This is a genomic window from Helicobacter felistomachi, from assembly GCF_030296895.1.
Taxonomy (GTDB): domain Bacteria; phylum Campylobacterota; class Campylobacteria; order Campylobacterales; family Helicobacteraceae; genus Helicobacter; species Helicobacter felistomachi.
The window spans coordinates 1,413,988-1,435,233 of record NZ_AP028022.1; the positions used below are offsets into that span (position 1 = coordinate 1,413,988).

At 46.7% G+C, this 21,246-nt stretch carries 22 protein-coding genes and 2 pseudogenes; 12 read left to right on the forward strand and 12 right to left on the reverse strand.

The annotated features are described in order from the left end of the window. The first annotated feature begins 27 nt into the window (after positions 1-27). Positions 28-1,386 carry an outer membrane family protein gene (locus QUE23_RS07420; RefSeq protein WP_286349439.1) on the forward strand — a complete coding sequence of 453 codons (1,359 nt, stop codon included), beginning with the start codon at positions 28-30 and terminating at the stop codon, positions 1,384-1,386. A gap of 48 nt (positions 1,387-1,434) precedes the next feature. Beyond that, positions 1,435-2,789 (forward strand): annotated as a pseudogene (locus tag QUE23_RS07425) (outer membrane family protein). Positions 2,790-2,918: 129 nt separating this feature from the next. Here QUE23_RS07425 and QUE23_RS07430 read toward each other — a convergent pair. The 3 genes from QUE23_RS07430 to QUE23_RS07440 all read right to left on the reverse strand — a co-directional run bounded on the left by QUE23_RS07430 (position 2,919) and on the right by QUE23_RS07440 (position 6,869). Then, a complete protein-coding gene (locus QUE23_RS07430; RefSeq protein ID WP_286348424.1) occupies positions 2,919-3,329 on the reverse strand; it encodes a tetratricopeptide repeat protein in 411 nt (136 codons plus the stop codon). A 79-nt stretch (positions 3,330-3,408) separates the two neighbouring features. Further along, complete coding sequence (locus tag QUE23_RS07435) at positions 3,409-4,434, reverse strand: pirin family protein (RefSeq protein ID WP_286348425.1); 1,026 nt, start codon at positions 4,432-4,434, stop codon at positions 3,409-3,411. Positions 4,435-4,544: 110 nt separating this feature from the next. Then, a complete protein-coding gene (locus QUE23_RS07440) occupies positions 4,545-6,869 on the reverse strand; it encodes a TonB-dependent receptor family protein (protein ID WP_286348426.1) in 2,325 nt (774 codons plus the stop codon). 176 nt (positions 6,870-7,045) lie between these two features. Here QUE23_RS07440 and QUE23_RS07445 point away from each other — a divergent pair, with 176 nt between their 5' ends. The 3 genes from QUE23_RS07445 to murG are packed head-to-tail and all read left to right on the forward strand — an operon-like array spanning position 7,046 to position 9,284. After that, entirely contained in the window at positions 7,046-7,753 is a 708-nt protein-coding gene (locus tag QUE23_RS07445; RefSeq protein WP_286348427.1) for an outer membrane beta-barrel protein, read from the forward strand. A 47-nt stretch (positions 7,754-7,800) separates the two neighbouring features. Beyond that, on the forward strand, positions 7,801-8,205 hold the full coding sequence (gene fliW, locus QUE23_RS07450) for a flagellar assembly protein FliW (protein ID WP_286348428.1): 405 nt from the start codon (positions 7,801-7,803) through the stop codon (positions 8,203-8,205). 5 nt (positions 8,206-8,210) lie between these two features. After that, complete coding sequence (murG, locus tag QUE23_RS07455; RefSeq protein ID WP_286349440.1) at positions 8,211-9,284, forward strand: undecaprenyldiphospho-muramoylpentapeptide beta-N-acetylglucosaminyltransferase; 1,074 nt, start codon at positions 8,211-8,213, stop codon at positions 9,282-9,284. Here the strand turns inward: murG and QUE23_RS07460 are convergent. Both QUE23_RS07460 and QUE23_RS07465 read right to left on the reverse strand, forming a co-directional pair. Continuing rightward, entirely contained in the window at positions 9,275-9,541 is a 267-nt protein-coding gene (locus QUE23_RS07460) for a competence protein ComB (RefSeq protein WP_286348429.1), read from the reverse strand. The genes murG and QUE23_RS07460 overlap by 10 nt on opposite strands. Then, complete coding sequence (locus QUE23_RS07465; RefSeq protein ID WP_286348430.1) at positions 9,541-9,804, reverse strand: TrbC/VirB2 family protein; 264 nt, start codon at positions 9,802-9,804, stop codon at positions 9,541-9,543. Before QUE23_RS07465 ends, QUE23_RS07460 begins: the two co-directional genes overlap by 1 nt. A gap of 267 nt (positions 9,805-10,071) precedes the next feature. Between QUE23_RS07465 and QUE23_RS07470 the strand changes: the two genes are divergently transcribed. The 7 genes and pseudogenes from QUE23_RS07470 (at position 10,072) to QUE23_RS07500 (ending at position 15,780) form a co-directional block, all read left to right on the forward strand. Beyond that, positions 10,072-10,875 (forward strand): HrcA family transcriptional regulator, encoded by an 804-nt coding sequence (locus QUE23_RS07470; RefSeq protein ID WP_286348431.1) that lies wholly within the window; start codon positions 10,072-10,074, stop codon positions 10,873-10,875. Continuing rightward, positions 10,872-11,441 carry a nucleotide exchange factor GrpE gene (gene grpE / locus QUE23_RS07475; protein WP_434801983.1) on the forward strand — a complete coding sequence of 190 codons (570 nt, stop codon included), beginning with the start codon at positions 10,872-10,874 and terminating at the stop codon, positions 11,439-11,441. The genes QUE23_RS07470 and grpE overlap by 4 nt, the downstream gene beginning before the upstream one ends. A gap of 25 nt (positions 11,442-11,466) precedes the next feature. Next, the gene (dnaK, locus tag QUE23_RS07480) at positions 11,467-13,335 is read left to right on the forward strand and encodes a molecular chaperone DnaK (RefSeq protein ID WP_286348432.1); all 1,869 of its coding nucleotides are present in this window, start codon (positions 11,467-11,469) and stop codon (positions 13,333-13,335) included. Between the two features lie 347 nt (positions 13,336-13,682). Then, positions 13,683-14,018 (forward strand): annotated as a pseudogene (tnpA, locus tag QUE23_RS07485) (IS200/IS605 family transposase); the annotation flags it as partial. Positions 14,019-14,024: 6 nt separating this feature from the next. Further along, entirely contained in the window at positions 14,025-14,186 is a 162-nt protein-coding gene (locus QUE23_RS10220; protein WP_434801972.1) for a hypothetical protein, read from the forward strand. Positions 14,187-14,839: 653 nt separating this feature from the next. Further along, positions 14,840-15,052, forward strand: a complete 213-nt coding sequence (locus QUE23_RS07495) for a hypothetical protein (protein WP_434801984.1) — start codon at positions 14,840-14,842, stop codon at positions 15,050-15,052. Between the two features lie 179 nt (positions 15,053-15,231). Continuing rightward, positions 15,232-15,780: a YtfJ family protein gene (locus tag QUE23_RS07500; RefSeq protein ID WP_286348433.1), complete on the forward strand. Its 549-nt coding sequence runs from the start codon at positions 15,232-15,234 to the stop codon at positions 15,778-15,780. 414 nt (positions 15,781-16,194) lie between these two features. On the opposite strand, the gene QUE23_RS07505 is transcribed toward QUE23_RS07500, so the two are convergent. The 7 genes from QUE23_RS07505 to QUE23_RS07535 all read right to left on the reverse strand — a co-directional run bounded on the left by QUE23_RS07505 (position 16,195) and on the right by QUE23_RS07535 (position 21,174). Further along, the gene (locus tag QUE23_RS07505; RefSeq protein ID WP_353622220.1) at positions 16,195-16,422 is read right to left on the reverse strand and encodes a DUF1104 domain-containing protein; all 228 of its coding nucleotides are present in this window, start codon (positions 16,420-16,422) and stop codon (positions 16,195-16,197) included. A gap of 464 nt (positions 16,423-16,886) precedes the next feature. After that, positions 16,887-18,329: a glutamate decarboxylase gene (gene gad, locus QUE23_RS07510; RefSeq protein ID WP_286348435.1), complete on the reverse strand. Its 1,443-nt coding sequence runs from the start codon at positions 18,327-18,329 to the stop codon at positions 16,887-16,889. A gap of 30 nt (positions 18,330-18,359) precedes the next feature. Continuing rightward, positions 18,360-18,971, reverse strand: coding sequence for a metallophosphoesterase (locus QUE23_RS07515; protein ID WP_286348436.1), 612 nt, complete (start codon positions 18,969-18,971; stop codon positions 18,360-18,362). A 377-nt stretch (positions 18,972-19,348) separates the two neighbouring features. After that, positions 19,349-19,561 carry a hypothetical protein gene (locus QUE23_RS07520; RefSeq protein WP_286348437.1) on the reverse strand — a complete coding sequence of 71 codons (213 nt, stop codon included), beginning with the start codon at positions 19,559-19,561 and terminating at the stop codon, positions 19,349-19,351. A 239-nt stretch (positions 19,562-19,800) separates the two neighbouring features. Then, a complete protein-coding gene (locus tag QUE23_RS07525; RefSeq protein ID WP_286348438.1) occupies positions 19,801-19,983 on the reverse strand; it encodes a hypothetical protein in 183 nt (60 codons plus the stop codon). A 136-nt stretch (positions 19,984-20,119) separates the two neighbouring features. Further along, positions 20,120-20,371 carry a hypothetical protein gene (locus QUE23_RS07530; RefSeq protein WP_286348439.1) on the reverse strand — a complete coding sequence of 84 codons (252 nt, stop codon included), beginning with the start codon at positions 20,369-20,371 and terminating at the stop codon, positions 20,120-20,122. A 296-nt stretch (positions 20,372-20,667) separates the two neighbouring features. Beyond that, positions 20,668-21,174, reverse strand: a complete 507-nt coding sequence (locus QUE23_RS07535) for a flagellar FLiS export co-chaperone (protein WP_286348440.1) — start codon at positions 21,172-21,174, stop codon at positions 20,668-20,670. Between the last annotated feature and the right edge of the window lie 72 nt (positions 21,175-21,246).

The window sequence follows — 21,246 nt, forward strand, 5'->3', positions numbered from 1 at the left end:
TGTGAAGGTGGTTTTCAAAAAGGCAAGATTTTGAAACGACTTTTAGCAGCACTTTTTGGCACTTTTAATTGTGTCCACGCCCTAGATTATAAAATCTCTGGACTTGGAGGCTCATTCTCGCGCATCGGCTTTAACAACAGCCCCATCAACACAGCCAAAGGCATTTACCCCACAGGCAGCTATGTCACTTTGGTGGCTTCCTTGCAGCTGGGTGTCAATCTCTTGCCAAAATCTGTCAGCAATCATAAACTCAAAGCCGCCATAGGTGCAGAATTAGGGGATTTGGCCTACGACTCGACACAGACGCTCACAGACACCAGCGGACTAGAAAAAGGGTTTTTGCCTGCTAACTACTACTACATGGGGCGTTGGGAAGGCTATTTTATGGACGCGCCTTGGAAACACTCCCGCTATGAAACTGACATGCACACGCGCGACTTTGTGCTCCACACTTTGTATTTGGATTACAGCTATAAAGATCATTTTGGCTTTAAGCTCGGGCGTTACCGCAGCCGCGCCTTGTTTTTAAGTGGCTACAATCAAGGCATCCAACTTTTTTTACACTTCGGCGACTGGAGTTTACAATGGTTTAGCTCCTATGGACGGGCGCGCTCCAACATCCAGTATATCCGCGACTTCTACGCCCCCATTAGCTACAAATTCTCCGATGGCCAGCACATCAACTACGGCCTACACTCTTTAAGTTTTGTCTATAGACACGACTACAAATACAACCACATCACGGTGATGCCCTTTGTGTGGTTTTACCCCAAGCTTTACACGGCCCCGGGGTTGCAGCTTGACTTTAAATTAGCCCGTGTCAATTGGAGAGTCCACACCCACTTTTATGCGTGGTTTCCCATTTATGACTCCTATATGGCACACAGATATTTTAGAAGCGCATTGGTGGGGACAGACACGGCTAGCCTACTCGTCTACCAGCATTTTGACATTGCCAACCATTACAACTTTGGTTGGGGGGTGTATAAAAACTTTGGCAACGCCAGCGCGTGTATCGGCTGGACTGGTTTGCCCGTCCCCTTTGGCACCAAAGACAACACTCCTTACGCCAAAGCTTATTCTAATCTATATAACGCCAACTCTCTCACGGCTTTTGCTTATGTGGGCTTTAAGGTGCAAAACTTTTCGTGGCAACTTCTAGGCAAAATCATCCAATCACCCAGAGCCAACTCCAAAAGCCTCATGCTGACTTTAAGATATGACCTCAGTAAGCACATCCATCTCATGTTTAAAATCAATGGCTACGAGGTTACCATACATAGGGGTTATAAAGTGGGCTATTTTTCAGGCGGGTATAACCCTAAGTTTCAAGCCAACACACAAGATCGCAGCTATGTGATGACCTCGATGGGTTATGATTTTTAAGGGCGTTTATTATATAATTTAGCTTTTACATAATCTCATAAGGGGGCTTTGTTTGACACAAAAAGTCCTGGCTTTTTTCACCTTTTTCTCTCCCCTTTGGCCCCACACCTGCAAGCCCTAGATTACAAAATCTCAGGGCGTGTCGGCTCATTCTCGCGCATCGGCTTTAACAATGCTCCCATCAATACAGACAAAGGACTTTACCCCACAGGCAGCTATGTAACCACCATCGGGGCACTAGAAGTGAATGCCAATTTATTGCCAAAATCTGTGGAGAATCAAAAACTAGAAGTGGGGCTTGGGGGGGAGATCGGCGGGCTGGCTTACGACTCCACTAGGGGTCTTAGAGATCAAAACGGAGTGCTTCAGCCAGCCAACTGGTATTACATGGGGCGTTGGGAGGGCTATTTAATGAACGCTCCTTGGCGGCATGTGCGTGAAGAAGACGAATCGCATGCTAAAAACTACATTTTATACAACGCCTATCTAAGCTACACCTACAAAGACATATTTGGGATCAAGGCGGGACGTTACTTAAGCCCCGAAGCTTTGTTTTTGCGTGGATACAATCAAGGCTTTACCCTCTTTTTGCATTTGGTAATTCAAGCTTAGATGGTTTAGCACCTATGGGCGGGGTTTAGCCAACATCCAGTTTATCCGCGACTTCTACGCCCCCGTGAGCTATGCGTTTAGCGATGGCAGACGGGTGAATTATGGCATGCACGCTATAAGTCTAGCCTACACTACCAAGCACTACACCCTCATGCCTTTCTTTTGGTTTTACCCTAAGAACTTCAACGCCCCGGGCATCCAAGCGAGCGCTGTATTTGAGCGGGGGCAGTATAAACTCCAAAGCGATGTCTATGCGTGGTTTCCCATTTATAGCCACGCTCTAGCCAAGACTTATTACAGGGGCAATTTGATCGGCACAGCCACCGCCACGTTGCTCGTGCGCCAAAGGTTGTATTACAAAAATTATTACGCTGGCTGGGGGGGTGTATAAGAATTTTGGCAACTCTAATGCCCAGTTAGGCTGGAATGGCTCGCCTGTATCCTTTGACACCACGGATGACACCCCTTATGAGGACGCTTACACCAACCTTTATGATGCCAATGCCTTAACCGTGCACGCCAGAGTGGGGGGCAAGTTTCGTAACTTCTCGTGGTATCTGCTCGGCAAACTCACCTTTGCACCTAGAGCCAACGCCCAAAGTCTAGGGATCACTTGCGAATACAACCTAGGCAAGCACATCCACTTAATGTTGCGTCTCAATGGCTACGAAGTGATGATGCATCGAGGTTATAAAGTCGCTTACTTTGGTGCACCCAATCCTAAATTTGCCCCCACGACACAGGATCGTAGTTATGTGATGACTTCGGTGAGTTACGATTTGGAGATTTAACCCCTCAAGGGCGTTTAAGTTCTGTGGGGGCGTGTGTGCGTACCCTTGTTTGGACTGATCGTGTGTGTTTTTGAAGCCCACACCCCACCCACCAAACGTTGATTTAGCGTGTTTGTGGTTCAACAAAAGTCAATGTTCTTTGTAATGCATTCTATCCAAAGCCGTTTGGGCAATAAAGTCTCCCATGTCTGCAGCCTTTTGGTAGTGTTCTTTAGCTTTAGCTATGTCCTGCGCTCTGCCATGCCCGTATTCATAAATGACTCCCAAAGCGTGGTGCGCTCTAGCATCCCCCATCAGTGCAGCTTTTTGGAAGCACTCAAAGGCCTTGACAAAATCCTTTTCCATCTCTTGACCACAACAATACATGCCGCCTAGTTCGTAGTACCCCATAGCCTCCCCCGCTTCTCCTGCTTTGAGATAGTATTCTGCAGCCTTTGCATAATCCTTGTTATGATAAGCCACTTTGGCCGTACTCAGGTAAACAATCCCTTCGGTGCCCCCATCGGCTTCTATTGGATTGGCTTCTTTTGTTTTAATCATGAAAAACTCCTCTGTCATTTTTAACAAGTGGACTCTAATTCTACCAACTTTAAGGGCATTTTGCTCATTAAAATTTCCATTAAATTTCCCCAAAACGCCCCGAGCGCATGTCGGCCATGGCCTGTTCGATCTCCCTTTGGGTGTTCATGACAAAGGGCCCATAGCCGACTATGGGCTCATTGAGCGGCTCGCCTGTGAGCACAAGGACCTTAGCTTTTTCAAGGGCCAAAAGATCGATTTGCGATCCCCCCTTTTGGAAGGTGATGAGCTGCTCTTTGTGCGCACGCTGCCCTTCTAACTCCAGCACACCATCGAGCACCAACATCAAGACATTGTGGCTTTTTGGGACCTCTAAAAGCAAAGCATCTCCGCTATGAACTTCTAAATCCCACAGGTTGATGGGAGAAAAGGTTGTTGCTGGACCCTTAACACCCCTTAGCTCCCCCGCAATGATTCGCGCCTTGCTTGTGCCCTCTAGGGCCACACTTGGGATTTCTTGCGCGAGGATCGTTTGGTATTTGGGGGAGGTTAATTTATGGGCTTTAGGCAAATTCACCCAAAGTTGCACCATTTCAAACACCCCGCCTTCTTTGGCAAACTTCTTAGAGTAAAACTCTTGGTGCAAAATGCCAGAACCTACTGTCATCCATTGCACGTCCCCGGGGGTGATCACCCCGCCTCCCCCGTGCGAATCCGCGTGCTCCACCTCACCGCTATAGGCGATGGTCACCGTTTCAAAGCCCTTGTGGGGGTGTGATCCCACCCCAAACTCCCCTCCGCCCCCTTTAAAATAGTAGGGCGCGTTGTAGTCTAGAAGCAAAAACGGGTCGCAATTTTTGTGTGTGTCGTGGTAACTAAACATCGAGGCGACATAAAACCCATTGCCCACCCAATGTTTAGAGGGTGCGTCATAAACCTTGTCTACTTGCTTCATGATTCTCCTTTGACTGAACAAACCCTTGATAATTTTGGTAGCGCGTGGCTCAATCTTGATCGCGCAAAGTGAAAGCCCCAAAGCCACAAAATGCCCTGTGTGTTTATCCCTCTCTTTTAAAGCCTGATTGACACGGGACTTTTGCAAATCAGGGCGGGCTAAAACAACCAAGGTTGCTATTTTGTTCCTTTCGTTTTTTAGTAAGGCGGTTAAAAGTAGGGGCTTTTAGCATAAAATGCGTGCTTTGTCAAGACAGCGTCAAGGCGCATTGAGGTGTGCGCTTAAAACTCATAGCTCAAATACACGGTCACCGATCGCCCTGGGCCGGGTTCTCTGCCTGTGGGGCTGGTGCCAATGCCCCTAAAGTAGTATTTCATGTCAAAGAGATTATTCACCTGCAAACTGCCTGTGATTTTGTGCCGCCCACTTTGCCAAAACACTTGGCTTAGCTGGACATTCCACACCCAATACCATGGCAAGAGCCCCACGCTGTTGCAGCCATAGGTGGCCCCGTCGATGCTGTAGCCAAAGTTGAAACAAACGGTTTTGGGGGTGGCCTGGTTGAGAATGGAGGAATAAGACCGACTGTAAAAATAGCTAGAAAGCCCAAAAGTCGTGTTTTTATAGGTGTAGCTCATGTCAAAGATGAATTGGTTGGGGCTGACATAGGGCAATCTCTTGCCTTTGAGGTTAAAGGGGTGATCGACGATGCCCTCAAAATAGCTAGGGTTGTCCTGCGCGTTGTTGGTGATGCGTGCGTCTATGTAGGTGTAGGCAAGGTGCATTTGTAGCCCTCTGATGGGAGCGTAGTAGAGTTCCAGCTCCACACCCTGACTTTTGGCGTTGATGTCTAGGCTGTTGCTCCCATATCCCCCGCTGTAATAGTGGTGCGCGAGGATCACAAAATAATCTGCGTTAAAGCTTAGGATATTTTTGTAGGAATAACGCGATCCCACTTCAAACTCGTTAAAAATCTGGTTGTAATTGGTGGAGAAAATGCTCACCGACTTGGCTTGAGGCGGGATGAAACTGCGGCGGTAATTAAAATACATGACCCAGTTTTCTAAGGGTTTATAGCCTAGATTGAAAGCGGGGCTGTATTGGTTGTCTGTCTTTTTAATGCTCTTAGAAAGGCTATAATCCCCATTGATGGAGTTAACATTTTCAGGCAAGACTTTTTTGTAGTCCAAGAAAGTGTAGCGAAACCCCGGGATTAAAGTGAGTTTGCCTTTAAAAAATTCCATTTTATAACTGGCATAACCCACAATGTAGTTGTTAAACATTTCCAAATTTTGGCTCGCCTTGGTGTCGTATAAAAATCCCGACATTTGGCAAGTGCCATTATTGACAGAAAGGCATTTGTTTTGCAAAAACCGAAACCACATGTCGCTGTTCATGTAGCGCATGCCCACTTTTAGCGTGTGCTTCATGTGCTTGGTGTGGAACACAATGTTGGCATTAGGCGCAACGGCATTGATGAGATAATCGCGGGGGTGATCGCCAATGCTAAAGCCTTTGTAGTTTTGGTCGGTGTAAACGGGGCCTAGGTTGGGGTTTGTGTTGACATTTAAGAAATTCGAGTCAAATTGGAAATCCCGACTCATATCATGCCCATAGTAGGTGAGGGTGAAATCTCCGCCCACTTTAGAGGTGTCTCCAAAAAAGGTTTGATAAACTGCCCCCCAACGCATGGCCTTCCCGCTTTTGTCGTTGTTGGGGCGGTTATTTTGGAAGCGGTTGGTGTCGTAAGCTTGCACCCCCAAAGACCCCGGGTCGGTGAGGAAAAACTTATAATACTGGTAGTAAGCCGTGATTTTATGGTTTTCGTTGATTTGATAAAGTGCATCTAAGAGATAGTTTTGGATATTGGTGGGGCTATTGGCCCTAAAGCCTTGCCCTGTGATGTAGTTGGCCTGTGCCTGCACGCCAAAATGCTCGTTGATCATGCCTCCGCTTTTGAGGTAGGTGTTGTATAAAAAGTTGTTGGCTAGGGTTTTGATGAAAGGTTGCCCCTTACTCTCAGGCCCCACAAAGCCGCCATTGCTCGCCCGCCCCCACGCCGTCATGCGCTCAGCCACCTGGTTTTGCCATTTATAGGGGATGGGCTTGGTGATGATGTTGATCACGCCCCCAAAGGCGTTAGGCCCATACTGCACACTCTCCCCGCCTTTAATCACGCTGATGCGATCGACCGATTGAAAAGTTACGGGGAAAATGGGCATGCCAATATCCACATAGGGGGCAACATACACGGGGATGCCATTGACTAAAATCATCCCTGTATTGCTGTGCCCCGAGCCCCCGCCCCCAAAGCCGCGCACCGAGAAACTAGGCACGGCCCCAATGCCCGTGGCGTTTCTAATATGCACACCGGGGACATTTTGCAGGGCTTCTTCAATGCTTTGGTTGGCCTGCTGGGTGAGCTGTTTATGTGAAATGACGGTTTGGCTGCCTAAATAATTTTTCACTTCTTCACTGCGCCAACTTTTTGGAGCTTCCTCATTCAAAACCCGACCCGTGGTTTCTACCCTTTGCAAGCGGTGGGTTTTGATCGCCCATAAGGGCACGCACGCACACACAAATAAAATAAAACTGCTTCTACACATCATCATCCTTTGCTAAAAGGCGCTATTCTATAAAAATAATTATAAGAATTATATTAAAAATTAAAGTATGGGATTGCACCACATTTGGGTTGAAAAAGCCCCTTAAAGTGTTCTAAAAATTAACAAGAACTCAAAGGATTTGGCTAAACTAGAGCATTTATGTAAGAGGAATGCCCATGTGGCAGTTTAACACAAAACGCCTCATCCATCTCGTGGGTTTGGTGTTCAATCTTTTACCCTTGTGTGCGGAAAATAAGGGCTGGTATTTGAGTTTTGGCCCGCAATTTAGCCTCGTCAGAAGCAATGCGCTTGTGTCGCAAAACATGGATTTTATTGTGATCAAGGATCGCAGGGAGCTACAAGATAGTGTGGCCCCTATGGGTGGGGGCAATGTGCGTTTAGGGTTTAAACATTTCTTTGGGCAGAATAAGCAGATCGGACTGCGCTATTATTTTAATTTTGGGGGCAATGGCGGGTCGTGGGTTTCGCAATTTGTCTATGGCTTGGGGGTAGATGCCATGCTAAATTTTATGGAGAAAAAATGGAGAGGGCAAAATTTCACCTTTGGGGGGTTTGTGGGCTTGCTCTTTAGCGTGCAAACTTGGCAAACAGGGGCGGCCTTGGCGTTTCAAGAGGAGCTTACGGCGGATTTAGGCAGGGGTTTTACACGTAAGACCTACCCCGTGCAGTTTCAATTACCCCTAAACATTGGCTTGCGTTTAAACTTTGACAAACACCAAGGGCTAGACTTAGGAATCGTGATGCCCTTTTTATACTTCCCCCTTGCCCGCTACGCTAAGGACTTGAACCACAATAAAGACAGCGCTACCCTAACCGTGCACCGAGATTTTTCGGTGTACCTCAACTACACCTATGCGTTTTAGTGGAACAGGTTTTGCTAGGTTAGGGCATATTTTGCCAAAGGAAGCCCATGCATTACACATTGAAAGCCCCCATTCTCGGGTTTGAGAAAATCATGGAGGTGGAGTTAACAAAAATTGATGATCTCTTTAGCCGTGTGAGCAGTGTAGATGGAACCATCAGCATGGTCTTAGCCAACCCTTATAAACTGCGCGAATACAGCTTTAGCATCCCCAAGTACATAGAGTTGCTCCTAGAGCTCAACGCCAAATCCCATGTGGAGGTGTATTGCGTGGTCGTGGTGCAAAAAAACCTAGAGGACTCTATGGTGAACTTTCTAGCCCCCCTCATCTTTAATCCAGACAACGGCTACGCTGCCCAAATCGCCCTATCCATCATGGACTACCCAGACTTTGGCTTTAGGGATACCCTAAAATCCTTTGTGCAAACCAAAAGTGCGCGCCTAAGCTCTTGAATTCCATGTTGGCGATCACAGGAGGAGGCACAGGTGGACATTTGTGCATCGTGCGCTCTTTGGCGCAGGAGTTGCAAAATCGGGGGCTAGACCTGCTTTACATCGGCAGCACTTCAGGGCAAGATCGGGTGTGGTTTGAAAACAGCCCCCTATTCAAGCAATGCTTCTTTTTAAACACCACGGGCGTTGTCAATAAAAGCTTTCTAAAGAAAATCCAAGCCCTATACAAGCAACTGCGCTGCACCCAAACCGCTAGAGGTCTTTTAAAAAAACACCACATACAAGCTTTGATCAGCGTGGGGGGCTTTAGCGCAGGGCCGGGCTCTTTTGCGGGCATTCTCTCTAAAATCCCCCTTTACATCCACGAGCAAAACGCCGTGCAAGGGGCGCTAAACAAACTCATCGCCCCCTATGCCAAATGCATTTTTAGCAGCTTTAAAGGCACAGAGGAAAACCCCAAAAGGATTTACACCCCCTATCCTATCCAGCACAGCTTTTTTGAAAGCGCACGCATCCGCACAGAAGTTCAGAGCATCTTATTTTTAGGCGGATCGCAGGGGGCTAGGGCAATCAATGAATTCGCCATTTTATGCGCTAGAAAACTCCTCAAAAGGGGCTTAAAGGTGATTCACCAATGCGGCAAGTTGGACTACGAGAGAGTCGCTAGCGTGTATCAAGGTTTGGGCATTTTAGAGCAAGTCGATCTTTTTGCCTTTGACTTGCAGCTTGTGGAAAAAATGCGCCAAGCCGACATCTGCGTGAGCCGCGCAGGGGCGAGCAGTGTGTGGGAGCTGTGCGCCAACAACCTCCCCACGCTCTTCGTGCCCTATCCCTTTGCCGCTAAAAACCACCAATACTACAACGCCCTAGAGTTTGAAAAAGAGGGGCTTGCCCAAATCGTGGAGCAGAGCCACCTGCACCCCGACCACCTTTTTCGTTTCATTGAGCGGCTCGAAACCCCCACACAAGAGGGTCTAGAGATCACTAAAGTGAGCGCGAGCCTACGCCAAAAAGTCTCTAGCGATGGAGCAAGCCAAATTGTGGATCGCATTTTAGAACAAATCCAGCCTCAAGCATAGAAACTTGTCGCCCCCGTGAGTTTAGAGCGGGCGATGATGATGTCGGCGATGTCTTCGTCAAAGAACTCCAACACGCTAAAAAGGGCTAAAAACCCCCCATACAACGCCAAAGCCCACAGTGTGCCTAGCCACGGCCACAACACAAAGGGGATAAAGATCGATACAATCCACGATTTAGCATTGAGCCACAAGAATTTATCTTTGGTAGAAATGGCTTGCAAATTTGGCATGGACACCACCAATAAGGGAGCATCCATCAAAACAATCCCATGAACCACGAAGCCAAAGCCGGGGCTTTAAAAAAGAGCATGATGCCCAGCACCACACCCAAAATCGTGAAGAAGATGTCCCGCCAGCGATCTAAATTGCGCCACACATAAAAGGCAATGCCGATAAAAATCAACATCAAAATGCCCTTAGCCGTGTTGCTCTGCAGCTGCGCCTCAATGGCTTTAAAGAAATGATCCCCTCCATCGGCTTGCAAAAAATCTAGGATTAAAAACACCCACAACCACTGCAAGAAAACCCCCTTATTAAATTGATGAGCGCATTCTAGCTCACTTTTTTTAACCCGCTTTTAACGTCTTGAAAATCCCTTTTGAGCTTTAACACTTGCCACTCATAGCAAATATTTTTAGTAAATTTTCTTAGTTAAATTGATATGACTACTATAAAGTTTGGCTTTTAAACGCCCAAAATACGGGGATTTTTAGCATTATTGTAAAAACATTGCTAATTTTTGCAAAAATTATGCTATACTCGCCGAAATTTATTAAGAAAGGAACGCATGGGCGTGAAAAAAGAGTGGCTTTTAGACACTTTCATCAAAACCTATCTTTACAGCCATGCGCCCGTGGGTTCTGAGAGTTTGCGTTTAGCCCTACAAGCCCAAGCCGTGCAAATTTCATCCGCCACGATCCGCAATCACTTCAAACGGCTCACCAACGAGGGGGCGATTTGCCAAAGCCACAGCAGCAGCGGACGCATCCCCACCGCCAAAGCCCTAAAGGATTATTGGCGCTCAAAATTAAACCCGAGCACCCCCCTAGAAGTGGATTTAGACAAATTGCAAAGGGCGAGCGAGCATTATGGGATTTTTAGCATGGTGGAGCACTACCAAAAGGCGACCTTGCAAGCGGTGCATAACCACGCCGGGCAGTTTTTGATTTTGGACTTTGGCAACAGCACGCCCGCCTTGCTTGCCTACAACAAAAAACTAGAGGGCTTCATCAAGGACTTGATCGGACTAGAGTGTAAGGCGATCCAACAGCTTGCCATGTCTGTGTGCGCCACGAGTCTAGCCAAACAGATCGACCGTTTGTATTTGGAAAAGTTCTACTTTGGGCTGCGTGTGTTGGGGCAACTTGCCCAAAGCAGGGGAGCGCAGGGGCTATTTAGGCAAATCTTAGAGGGGAGTTTGCTAAGGGGACTAAAGCAGGGGCTGTACTTTGAAAAGGTCTTGCCCTTGGGGTTTTTGGGCGTGCTTTGCCCCATTAAGCTCAAGGGGGAGACTAGCCGTATGCTCTGCTTAGGGGGGCTCGAGCAGGATTTTGAGGGCTTTTATGGCGCGATTAGGGGGTTATCACTATGAAAGAGGAGAAAATGACAGACACAGCACTAGAAGTGGAAAAACTAAGAGAGCAAGAAGCCGTGGGCGAGGTGGACGCAATGCATCCGCAAGACGAGGCAGGCGCGACACAAGCCGAGCCTAAAGAGGCGCAAATCGACTACCAAGCGAAGTTTAAAGAGGCGCAGGATTTATACCTACGCACCCACGCCGACTTTGAAAACGCCAAGAAAAGGTTGGAAAAAGATAAGGCGATGGCTTTAGAGTACGCCTATGAAAAGATCGCCAACGATTTACTGCCCGTGATCGACACCTTGCACGCCGCCTTAAAAAGCGCACAGCAAGAGGGCAGCGAGGCGGTGTGTCAAGGCTTGGAACTCACTCTGCAAAAAATGCACGAAGTGCTCGCCAAACACGGCATTGAGTGCGTGGAGTGTGATACGGATTTTGACCCCCACCTACACAATGCGATCATGCAAGTGCAGGCCCAGGGGCAAGAGGAAGGGCAGATCGTAGAGGTCTTTCAAAAGGGCTACAAGTATAAAGAACGCTTGTTGCGCCCCGCAATGGTGAGCATTGCAAAAAATTAATTCATCTCAACACAAAGGATACAAAATGGCAAAAGTGATCGGAATCGACTTAGGCACCACCAACTCCGCAATGGCGGTTTATGAGGGCAATGAGGCAAAAATCATCGCCAACAAAGAAGGCAAAAACACCACGCCTTCCATCGTGGCTTTCACCGACAAGGGCGAAATCTTAGTGGGCGAGAGCGCGAAACGCCAAGCGGTCACAAACCCCGAAAAAACCATCTACTCCATTAAACGCATCATGGGGCTTATGAGTAATGAGGATAAGGCACAAGAGGCAAAAAAGCGCTTGCCTTACAAAATTGTGGACCGCAATGGGGCGTGTGCCGTAGAAATCGCGGGTAAAGTCTACACCCCGCAGGAAATCTCTGCCAAAATCTTGATGAAACTCAAAGAGGACGCAGAGAGCTATTTGGGCGAACCCGTGAATGAAGCGGTGATCACAGTCCCCGCCTACTTCAACGACAGCCAAAGAAAGGCGACCAAAGAGGCGGGCACGATTGCCGGACTAAATGTCTTGCGGATCATCAACGAGCCCACTTCGGCGGCTTTGGCTTATGGGTTGGATAAAAAAGAGTCTGAAAAAATCATGGTCTATGACCTTGGCGGAGGGACCTTCGATGTTACGGTGCTAGAAACAGGCGATAATGTCGTGGAAGTGCTTGCCACAGGGGGGGATGCTTTCTTAGGGGGCGATGACTTTGACAACCGCATCATTGACTTCATCGCCAAAGAGTTTGAGGCGGAAAATGGCATCGACATTAAAAAGGACATCATGGCTTTGCAGCGCTTGAAAGAAGCGAGCGAAAACGCCAAAAAGGAACTGAGCTCCGCTCAAGAAACGGAGATCAATTTGCCCTTCATCACCGCCGATGCCAGCGGACCTAAGCACTTGGTGAAAAAACTCACTCGTGCGAAGTTTGAAAGCTTGATCGACGACTTGATCGAGGACACCATTAAAAAAATCGACAGCGTGATCCAAGATGCGGGCTTAAGCCGTGGCGACATCGCCGAAGTGGTGATGGTGGGCGGATCGACTCGTATCCCCAAAGTGCAAGAGCGGGTGAAAAACTTCATTAACAAAGACTTAAACAAGTCTGTCAATCCCGATGAAGTCGTGGCTGTGGGGGCGAGTATCCAAGCGGGCGTGCTTAAAGGCGATGTCAAAGATGTCTTGCTCCTTGATGTGATCCCCTTAAGCCTGGGCATTGAAACTTTAGGGGGCGTGATGACGAAAGTCATTGAAAAAGGCACGACCATCCCGGCTAAAAAAGCGCAGGTGTTCTCCACCGCTGAGGACAACCAACCCGCCGTGTCTATCCTTGTCTTGCAAGGGGAAAGAGAATTTGCCAAGGACAACAAATCTCTAGGTAAGTTTGACTTAACCGGCATTGCCCCCGCCCCTAGAGGTGTGCCCCAAATTGAGGTAACCTTTGACATTGACGCGAACGGGATTTTGACCGTGTCGGCCAAAGACAAGAACACCGGCAAATCCCAAGAAATCAAAATCACCGGCTCCAGCGGGCTTAGCGATAGCGAAATTGACAAAATGGTCAAAGATGCTGAGCTACACAAAGAGGAAGACGCACGCCGCAAGGCAGTGGTGGAGGCCAAAAACCAAGCCGAAAGCCTCGCACACCAAACCAAGAAAAACCTCGAAGAACACAAGGCAAACTTAGAGCCTAGCGAAGTGGAAAAAATCCAAAAAGCTTTAAGCGATTTGGAAAGCACACTCAAAAACGAAAACGCCAACAAAGAGGAAGTGGAGGCGAAAATGAAGGCCCTTGCCGAAAGCGCGCAAAAACTCACCGAGGCGATGATGCAAAAAGAGCAAGGAGGCGCACAAGCCTCCAAGAAAAAAGACGATGATGTGATCGATGTGGAGGCAGAGTAGCCTTTAAGCCCTGCTTATGGCTCTTTTAAGGGGGGTTAGCACACCCCCTAAAACTCTTTAATTTCCCCTTAAGTCGTGGGGGTAGCGGTGTTTTGTTGGCTTTATGCGAGAGGGTGGTCCATCTTCTCAAGCTACCCTAGTGGTGGAATACACAACAATTAAGCCCTTACCAACCGCGCCCTAAAGCCCCACAAAGCAGAATGCTTTGCTCTTTAGCTAAGGGGATTACCACGCATGCTCTTGAGAGCATAACAAAAGACAATCATCTTAAAGTGTCAGCTAAGATAATTCTGTATAAATCATATCATTAATTCTATATAAATCATACACTGCATGCAAACTATCAAATACAAGAATACAAGAGCAACAACAATCTTGTCTATACTTGCAAATACCATGCTGTGTGGTGTCCTAAATACAAGAGAAAAGTTCTTGTAAATCAGGTAGAGATAAGATTGAAACAAATTGTTTTAGAAGTGGCACAAGAATTAGAGGTGGAGATTTTAGAAATGGAAACAGATAAGGACCATAGAAACTCCGCTGCGCTCATTTTGGAGTGATGAAGTTTATTAGAACAGCTAAAGGCAGAAGCAGTCGGCTTTTAAGGCAAGAGTTTGTGCATTTGAGAACAAGACTACCCACACCATGGACAAACTCTTGTTTGATTTCTTCTATAGGGGGGTGCGCCTTTGAAAACAAGTGGAAAGACGATGTTAATCGCCTACAAGCAGAAACTCTACCATGCAAGCAAGCACAAGCACATCAGCAAGCTTCTACGCTTTTATGGCATTTGCTACAACCATGGTATGGCTTGGCATAAGAGATATGAAGGCTCTACAAGAAACACTTAAATCTCTACACTCTGCAAAGCACATCACCAAACTCAATGAAAACAACACACTTTGCTTTTTTAAAACTTTGGGTTCTCAAACCTTGCAGGAGTTAGTAGAGAGGATAGACAAGGCTTATCAAAGATTTTTTTAAAAACAAGGCAGACCTCCTAGATTTAAAAGAGTGGCTCTATATCAATCTTTCACTTTTAAAGGGAAAACGGGTTATAAAATCCAAGACAATATTATTTCTTTTAGTGGTTGTTGCTTTAAGTTTGTTAAAACCTACGAGTTCAATGGCAAACCTAAGACCTTAACCATAAAAAGAGATAATCTAGGCGATGTTTTCTTGTGCCTGGTGTGTGGAGAAAAACGCCAAGCGTTTCCCCTAAACCTGCAGGCACTAACAGCGTGGGGCTTGCTGGGTTAAAGACATTTCTCACCTGCTCTCATGGCGCACAAATCCCCTCACCTTTATTTTTCTCTAAATATTTGCCTTTGATGAAATCTTGTTCTAAATCTCTAAAAAGAAAAAATGTGGTGCTCATTGTAGGGGAAAGCGCATCTAGAAATTTTATGCAACTTTATGGCTATAGCGTGCCTAATAACCCGGCGTTGCATGGGTTGTTAAGAGAGAGAGAGAGAGAGAGAGAAGGCAAAAACACCCTGAATAGGTGAAACGCATAGAACAAAAGGTGAAACGCATAGAACAAGCCGTGCATCAACCTTTCATGAGCGATGATCTCATCCACACACTTTTACCTATCGTGGGGATACACACCAAAGACAATTTAGAGAGCAAGGATTTATTTAGCCCCAAGTTTGACACGCATAGAAAAAGGGTTTATTGCGGGGGGCAAGAGTATTCCCCTAATCCGCCCCGCTAACCCGCCTAACTTTTTAACCCACGCCCTAGTTGCAATTTAAGCACCCTGACACGCTGAAGTGCTCTAGCAGGCTGTTGCCTCCACAGCTTTAGACCTAAGTTTTGATACGCTCTAGAGTTAGAAAGGCTAGAGTTTAGACAAGTTATAGTATAATCTCCAAATTTAATCCAAGGTGCAAAATGAGAGAAGTATTTTCAAGTCTTTTGTTGGTCGTCGGCGTGGTGCAAGCCACGAACATCACCCTAAACCAACCCTTAAAGGAAGTCGTGGTTGAGGACAAGGGTGAGCTTGTCTTGCATGGCAACTCCATAGATTACAAAAAGTGGGACAGCAAAAACTTAGTGGGTAAGGTGCGGATTTTGCAGCACATGGCGGGGCGCAAAAGCGTCAAGGCGGAGAACCAACCTCTCATGGACAAAATCGTGGCCGCCCACTTTGATGCGCACAAATACCAAACGACCAACATCATCAACATAGACGATGCCATCATGGGAACAGGGCTATTTGTCAAGGGGGAAACCAAGAAGGCAAAAAAAGAGCACCCCGACAGTCAAGTAGTGATGGATAATGAAGGTGTGGTGCAAAAGGCGTGGGATTTAAAAAAGCAAGAAAGCTTAATTGTCGTGCTTGATAAAACAGGCAAGGTGCGCTTTGTGCACGAGGGTAAGCTCAGCGATGCCCAAATGCAGCAGGTGCTCGATTTGGCCAAGAAGTTGCAACAAGAATAGGGGTTTTGGCCATTTCCAGTACGTAGGGTGAGTGCCTTTTGGGGTGCTCACGGCTTTTTCGCGTGGCTGTCCTGGGCGTTTTTAGCTTAAGCTTAATGGGGTACGGTTAGCGCTGTGGTTGTGTCCTTGCCCTATAACGCTCCTTAAGGCTCTAGGAGCTTTTTGGCTTTTTGTGGTTTGTAAGCCGCTACGGACATGTGCAAAGACGCAAGGCAAGCTTACATAAGATTGGCGACTGATTTAATCATAACCCTGACCCAAGCCCTTGCGCACCTAAGTGGTAAATCACCCAAGTTAGGCAAAACTACAAATACCCCCTCTTAAGGGGTGTCGTTTATCCAGCGATTTTAAAAGACAAACGAGGGGGAAAAGACAGCCTTTCTAAGCACAATCTGCTCGTCCTAATTGTGTAGGTTATCTTGAGTACTCTAGCTTGGATTGCCATGCGGATAGCTCATCCATGCGTTTGTTGATATTGTCCATGATGATCCCGGCAGTTTTATAAAACTCTTTACGTTGTTCGGGATTCATTTTCTCAGCCCGTTTGTGAAGTTCCATGTCATAATCAGGCACCTTGTCTGGAGCAACTTGACTCACCAACTTGATGGGATCTGCATTATCTTCGACGTTTAATGAAACCACTTTTGCCGGTAACCGGTAAAGTGGTGCACAAACCTGCTAAAACTAAAGCAGAAACTCCTAATTTAAAAGACCACACGTACATCCTTTGTAAAAAAATTAAAAAACATGTCAACGTTCTAATCCACATTTGTAAACCTTGAGTAAACATCAAGACCCATGCCTTAAAAGTCCTAAATTTTATAGAAAAATCCGACTATTCAATCATTTAATTTTTTTGTATCTATCATGGCTTAAATAGCTTGGTCCACGCACCCCAACGGCCTGCAATCATTTTTTCTCACAGAAAGTATAAACAAGGGCAAAACGACGCTTGGGTTTCACACCATTGCCGACATAGGCAGACACCCCAACTTAAGCACTTATGGACCACTCTCAAAGAAGTTGGCTATGTCGTGTGGGAGACTTTGGGGATTCTCGCGCTGCGTTTATGAACACTCCTTTACGCAATAAACCCCTCTAAATACTTAGTGTGTGTACCCTACGGGGACAATTTTATTCCCCTCACGCTTGGGACGTGTGATGCGCGCGCTATCTAGCTCTTTAATCGCTTGTTTGAGGTCTTTTAAGAATAAAGACATTTGCTCCATGCTTTGATCGGCCCTCACGACCACACGCATCACCGACACCTCTTTAAAATTTGCCGGGAGCGGGTAGGCGGGCACTTGCCAGCCATTAAAGCGCAGATGCTCCGCCAAATCGTATAAATCCCACTGCTTCTCTTGTTGTGCCTTTTTACTGAGACTCCAACACACAATAGGGATATTTTGCCCCTCATTTACCATATCAAACAAACCTAAAGACTTGATGCCCTTTGCCAAAAACAACCCCACATCGCGGGTTCTAGCATGCACAGCTTTATAGCCCTCAAAACCCCAGCGCACAAAGCAATAATATTGTGCCCAAATTTGCGAGCCTGAACGGGAAAAATTGATTTGGAAAGTCGGCTCAAAGTCGCCCAAATACGCCACCTTGAAAACCAATTCTTCGGGCAAATACTCCTTATCCCGCCACAACACCCAGCCAATCCCCGGATAAATGAGCCCGTATTTATGCCCCGAAGTGGAGATAGACACGACATTTTTTAAGCGAAAATCCCACGCCAAATTAGGTTGCATGAAGGGCAAATACAGCCCCCCAGAAGCCGCATCCACATGGATGGGCACGCTCAATTTGGCATGTTGGTTGTAATCGCTTAAGAGCTGGTCTAAAGCGACAATGTCGTCAAACCCGCCCGTGTAGGTGATGCCCATGATCGGCACAATGCCAATCGTGTAGTCATCGCAAAGACCAACCGCTTTTTGTGGGTCTAGAGTGAGGTTGTTAAAATCACTTAAAGGGACTTCGCGTAGCTCAATGTCCCAATACACGCAAAATTTCTCCCACACCACTTGATAGCCTGAGCTCACGATGAGATTAGGCTTTTTAGCGTTGATGTCTATGCCTAGAGCCTCAGCGCGTTTGCGCCAGCGGAATTTCATCGCCATCCCGCCCAGCATACACGCCTCAGAAGAGCCCACAGTGGAAGTGCCCATGTAGTCTTCATCGGGGTTTGCACTCCACAAGTTGGCAATGATATTCACGCACCGCTTTTCGATCTCTGTGGTTTGGGGGTATTCGGCCTTGTCAATGGCATTGGTTGCCATTGAATCGAGCATGATTTTTCTCGCCTCCTCCTCCATGTAGGTTTGCACGAAGGTGCAAAGATTGTAACGGGGGTTGCCATCGTGCATCATCTCATCGGCGACCAGCTGGTAGGCGATGCGCGGATCCATCATTTTGTGCCCGATTTTCTCGCGGGGCAACAAAACATCGCTCTCTATACTGCCAAAAATAGGTGTGGATGAGTTGTCCGCCTTGAAAACAAACTTTTCGCTGTCTCTATCTATGTGGCTTTTTTTGTGTAGCATACAAACCTCCGTGAAATAAGATGTATGGTACTAGCAATTAGTCAATGGTGGGTTTCTTAAATGTGTGGCGATAAAATCCTCAAAGCAAAAAATGGGCTGTTTGGCGTGGTAGCGAAAATCAATGCAGACATTGATCGCATCGGGGTTTTTGGGCTGTGGGGTGCGGGTGTGCGTGTGCCCGTGTAGCCAAAAGGTTTTAAGGGCAGGGTTTATAGCCTCTTGTTGCACCCACGCGTTTAAGATGTCTTCGGCCACGAGCTGGTCGTATTCCTTAGAATCGGGCGGGTAGTGGCACAAAATGAAGCGGTAAAGCCCGTTCATTTCAATATCCACAAGAGCAAAAAGCTTGTCTAGCACCTGAAAGCCACAATTGATATACGCCTTGTCTGGCAAAAGATCGTGATTGCCCCTGATTAAGAATTTTTGCCCCTTGAAACTAGAAAACACATTGTTTAACGCTTTAGAAGTTGTTTTTGCCAAAGCCAAATCGCCCAAAAACCACACGATGTCCTCTGCTTGCACCCCATCTAGCATGCGTGCCCATGTTTGATTCAGCTCCTCCACCGACTTGAAGGGCAGGGTAGAGTATTTGATGATGTTTTTATGGAAGAGGTGCAAATCCGAAACAGCGTAATGTTTCATGGGGTTTCTCCATATTTTATTAACCTGAAATCTAGCACAATAGACTTCTTAAAATGTTAAACAATGGGGAAAGATTCTAAGAGCGTGTGTCGTGTTGTAATGCCTTGATGGCACGCACAAATGCCCTAGAGGGCCTTCTAACACACCAGCCCCTACTTTCTTAAAACTTTATGCGCCACTTTTTGCGTATCCTTAGCCCCGAATCACTTCACGACACGCCTTGACTAAACTTTGCTTGGGGCGGTATTTTGGATGTGGGGTGGAGGTAAAACTTTAGAGTTTGTCTAAAACTTCTAAACTCTTATGTGCGGCGTGTGTGGCGACCAGTTTGTCAAAGTGGCGATCAAGGTGATCTGTGAGGTAGGGGTTAGTCAACCTCAAATACTTGGCAACCCGCCTTTAGAAAACCCTCTAATGTGGTTAAAAAACGCCCGCCCATTGTCAAAAATGGGGGCGGATCTTAAAAGTAAGTTGTTGTCCACCAACATCTTAAAATTACCTAAATGCGTATTGCGATTGGCGATGATCGCATCAAATAAGACTAAAGCGCTTAAGGCTTGCGCGCCCATCACAGCTTCTATCTCTCTCATCATCAAGCTTGCCTGCAAAGATAAAGATATAGGTACGCAAGCACTCTCAAATAGACACTTGCAAGTAGACATTGTCCTTCCCACCCCCTTTACCAACTCAATGCCCTTAGTGCTCTCATGCTATCGGTGGTGGGCTCGGAGCTTCGAATTTGTCCCTCTGTGTGCCCCTTAAAGCACCTGTGATCGCCACTCTTTGCAAAATGGGGTTAAGGGGGTTGAGTTGTCTTTTAACGATAGAATTAGCGTGGTGGGCTAGGGGTTTTTGTTATCAGCATCTTAAGCCTCCCTCTAGGGCGTTTAAAATTTTGCTGGAAAAAGAGCGACTGTGGGGGGTTTTGCTCTAAAAGCCACACCAACAAGCGTTCTTCATCTGCTCCATTAAGGCGTAGGTGGGGCATTAGAGCATCGTTTAGTGTCTCCACTTGTAGGTTTACCCCCGTCCAACACCCCAAACTCTAAAACGGGGCGGTCTTTGCTTAGTAGGGTGTAGTGCACTTAGGCTCGTTTTTTAGTGTTAAAAGGACTGGTGGGTTTTGCAAGGGTTATCAACCAAAAACCCTAGACGTTTTCTTGCTTTCTTTGTATTTTTTCTCTCTCAGCCTGCATTTGGGCTTTAGTGCGCCTGATGCGTTTGGGTTTTTCAAACAACATGTTGATTTGCTCTCTGATCCCCATGAACTCGTGCACCAAATCTATAATCCCCGCCTTTTCTAACTGAGTTTGTATCTCGTGCATGCGTTGCATTTTTTGCATAAGCTCTTGCTGGTTATGGATTTGCCTTACTACACTGTTTTTGTCTGCTTTGGTCATCAAAACTCCCTATCGATGCCTAAAATAAAACTCTCATTCTAGTTTTTGTTTGTCCTAATGTCAAGGGGGCTTTAAAGTCTTGTACTACAATTTTAGGGTTTGCATCAACGCGGCAAACGAATCCTCCCATCCCCAATCACGCCCAAACCGAACCTTATTTCTGTTTGATCAAAACCATAAACCTCAAATTCCTCAAGTTTTTAAACACAAGACACCCGTGTCCGTGTCTGTTAAGCTGCATTGATTGTAGCAACCACTCCCCAAAGGGGAAGGGTAACAAGCCCACCAAGCTTGTTTTACGAACTTTTCATCAAATCCAACAACGTGTTTTTGTTGAAACTGGGGGTGTTTAAGGTGGGGGGCTTTTTAAAGACTTGTTTTTGGTTCACACTCTCTTGGATTGCGCTTAGGGCTTGCTTGATTTGCCCTAAGCTCTCTTGCAAGGCCGCTTTTAAATCCGCCCCTGTTTCTAGCAAATCCAGGGGGTTTGGGGCGTTGAGCTCCAACACACTTTCGCCTAAATTGACGCTAAGGGTACTGTTAAAGAGGGCTTTACCCATGAACTGCGCCTTTTGCACCAACTCCTGCACGCTATCCACGCTCAAGGTTTCAAGCTTTAGGATTTTTTGACAAGCGATTTGCAAGGTTTGCAGTGCTCCGATGCTCTCGTTAATCCCCTTGATTTCGTGGTTAAACTTTTCAATCTTATGCGCCTTGTGCTGGGTGTCTAGCATGCCTAGCGACTGCGTGTCGACCGCCCCTAGATGTTTTTGGAGAGTCTGTAAAATGTCTTGTTTTAACATGTCCATCCTTTGTAGCAAGATACTGTCTACAAGCATTTTTTATTCCTTAACACTTAGGGGTTTTTTAGGTAT

Excerpts from the sequence above, each read along its gene's own strand:
- QUE23_RS07430 (WP_286348424.1), bottom strand. The coding sequence starts at position 3,329 with ATGATTAAAACAAAAGAAGCCAATCCAATAGAAGCCGATGGGGGCACC.
- QUE23_RS07460 (WP_286348429.1), bottom strand. The coding sequence starts at position 9,541 with ATGGATGCTCCCTTATTGGTGGTGTCCATGCCAAATTTGCAAGCCATT.
- gad (WP_286348435.1), bottom strand. The coding sequence starts at position 18,329 with ATGCTACACAAAAAAAGCCACATAGATAGAGACAGCGAAAAGTTTGTT.
- QUE23_RS07530 (WP_286348439.1), bottom strand. The coding sequence starts at position 20,371 with ATGACCAAAGCAGACAAAAACAGTGTAGTAAGGCAAATCCATAACCAG.
- murG (WP_286349440.1), top strand. The coding sequence starts at position 8,211 with ATGTTGGCGATCACAGGAGGAGGCACAGGTGGACATTTGTGCATCGTG.
- dnaK (WP_286348432.1), top strand. The coding sequence starts at position 11,467 with ATGGCAAAAGTGATCGGAATCGACTTAGGCACCACCAACTCCGCAATG.
- QUE23_RS07440 (WP_286348426.1), bottom strand. The coding sequence starts at position 6,869 with ATGTGTAGAAGCAGTTTTATTTTATTTGTGTGTGCGTGCGTGCCCTTA.
- QUE23_RS07520 (WP_286348437.1), bottom strand. The coding sequence starts at position 19,561 with ATGAGAGAGATAGAAGCTGTGATGGGCGCGCAAGCCTTAAGCGCTTTA.
- QUE23_RS07445 (WP_286348427.1), top strand. The coding sequence starts at position 7,046 with ATGTGGCAGTTTAACACAAAACGCCTCATCCATCTCGTGGGTTTGGTG.
- QUE23_RS07535 (WP_286348440.1), bottom strand. The coding sequence starts at position 21,174 with ATGTTAAAACAAGACATTTTACAGACTCTCCAAAAACATCTAGGGGCG.
- QUE23_RS07470 (WP_286348431.1), top strand. The coding sequence starts at position 10,072 with ATGGGCGTGAAAAAAGAGTGGCTTTTAGACACTTTCATCAAAACCTAT.
- grpE (WP_434801983.1), top strand. The coding sequence starts at position 10,872 with ATGAAAGAGGAGAAAATGACAGACACAGCACTAGAAGTGGAAAAACTA.
- QUE23_RS07500 (WP_286348433.1), top strand. The coding sequence starts at position 15,232 with ATGAGAGAAGTATTTTCAAGTCTTTTGTTGGTCGTCGGCGTGGTGCAA.
- QUE23_RS07515 (WP_286348436.1), bottom strand. The coding sequence starts at position 18,971 with ATGAAACATTACGCTGTTTCGGATTTGCACCTCTTCCATAAAAACATC.
- fliW (WP_286348428.1), top strand. The coding sequence starts at position 7,801 with ATGCATTACACATTGAAAGCCCCCATTCTCGGGTTTGAGAAAATCATG.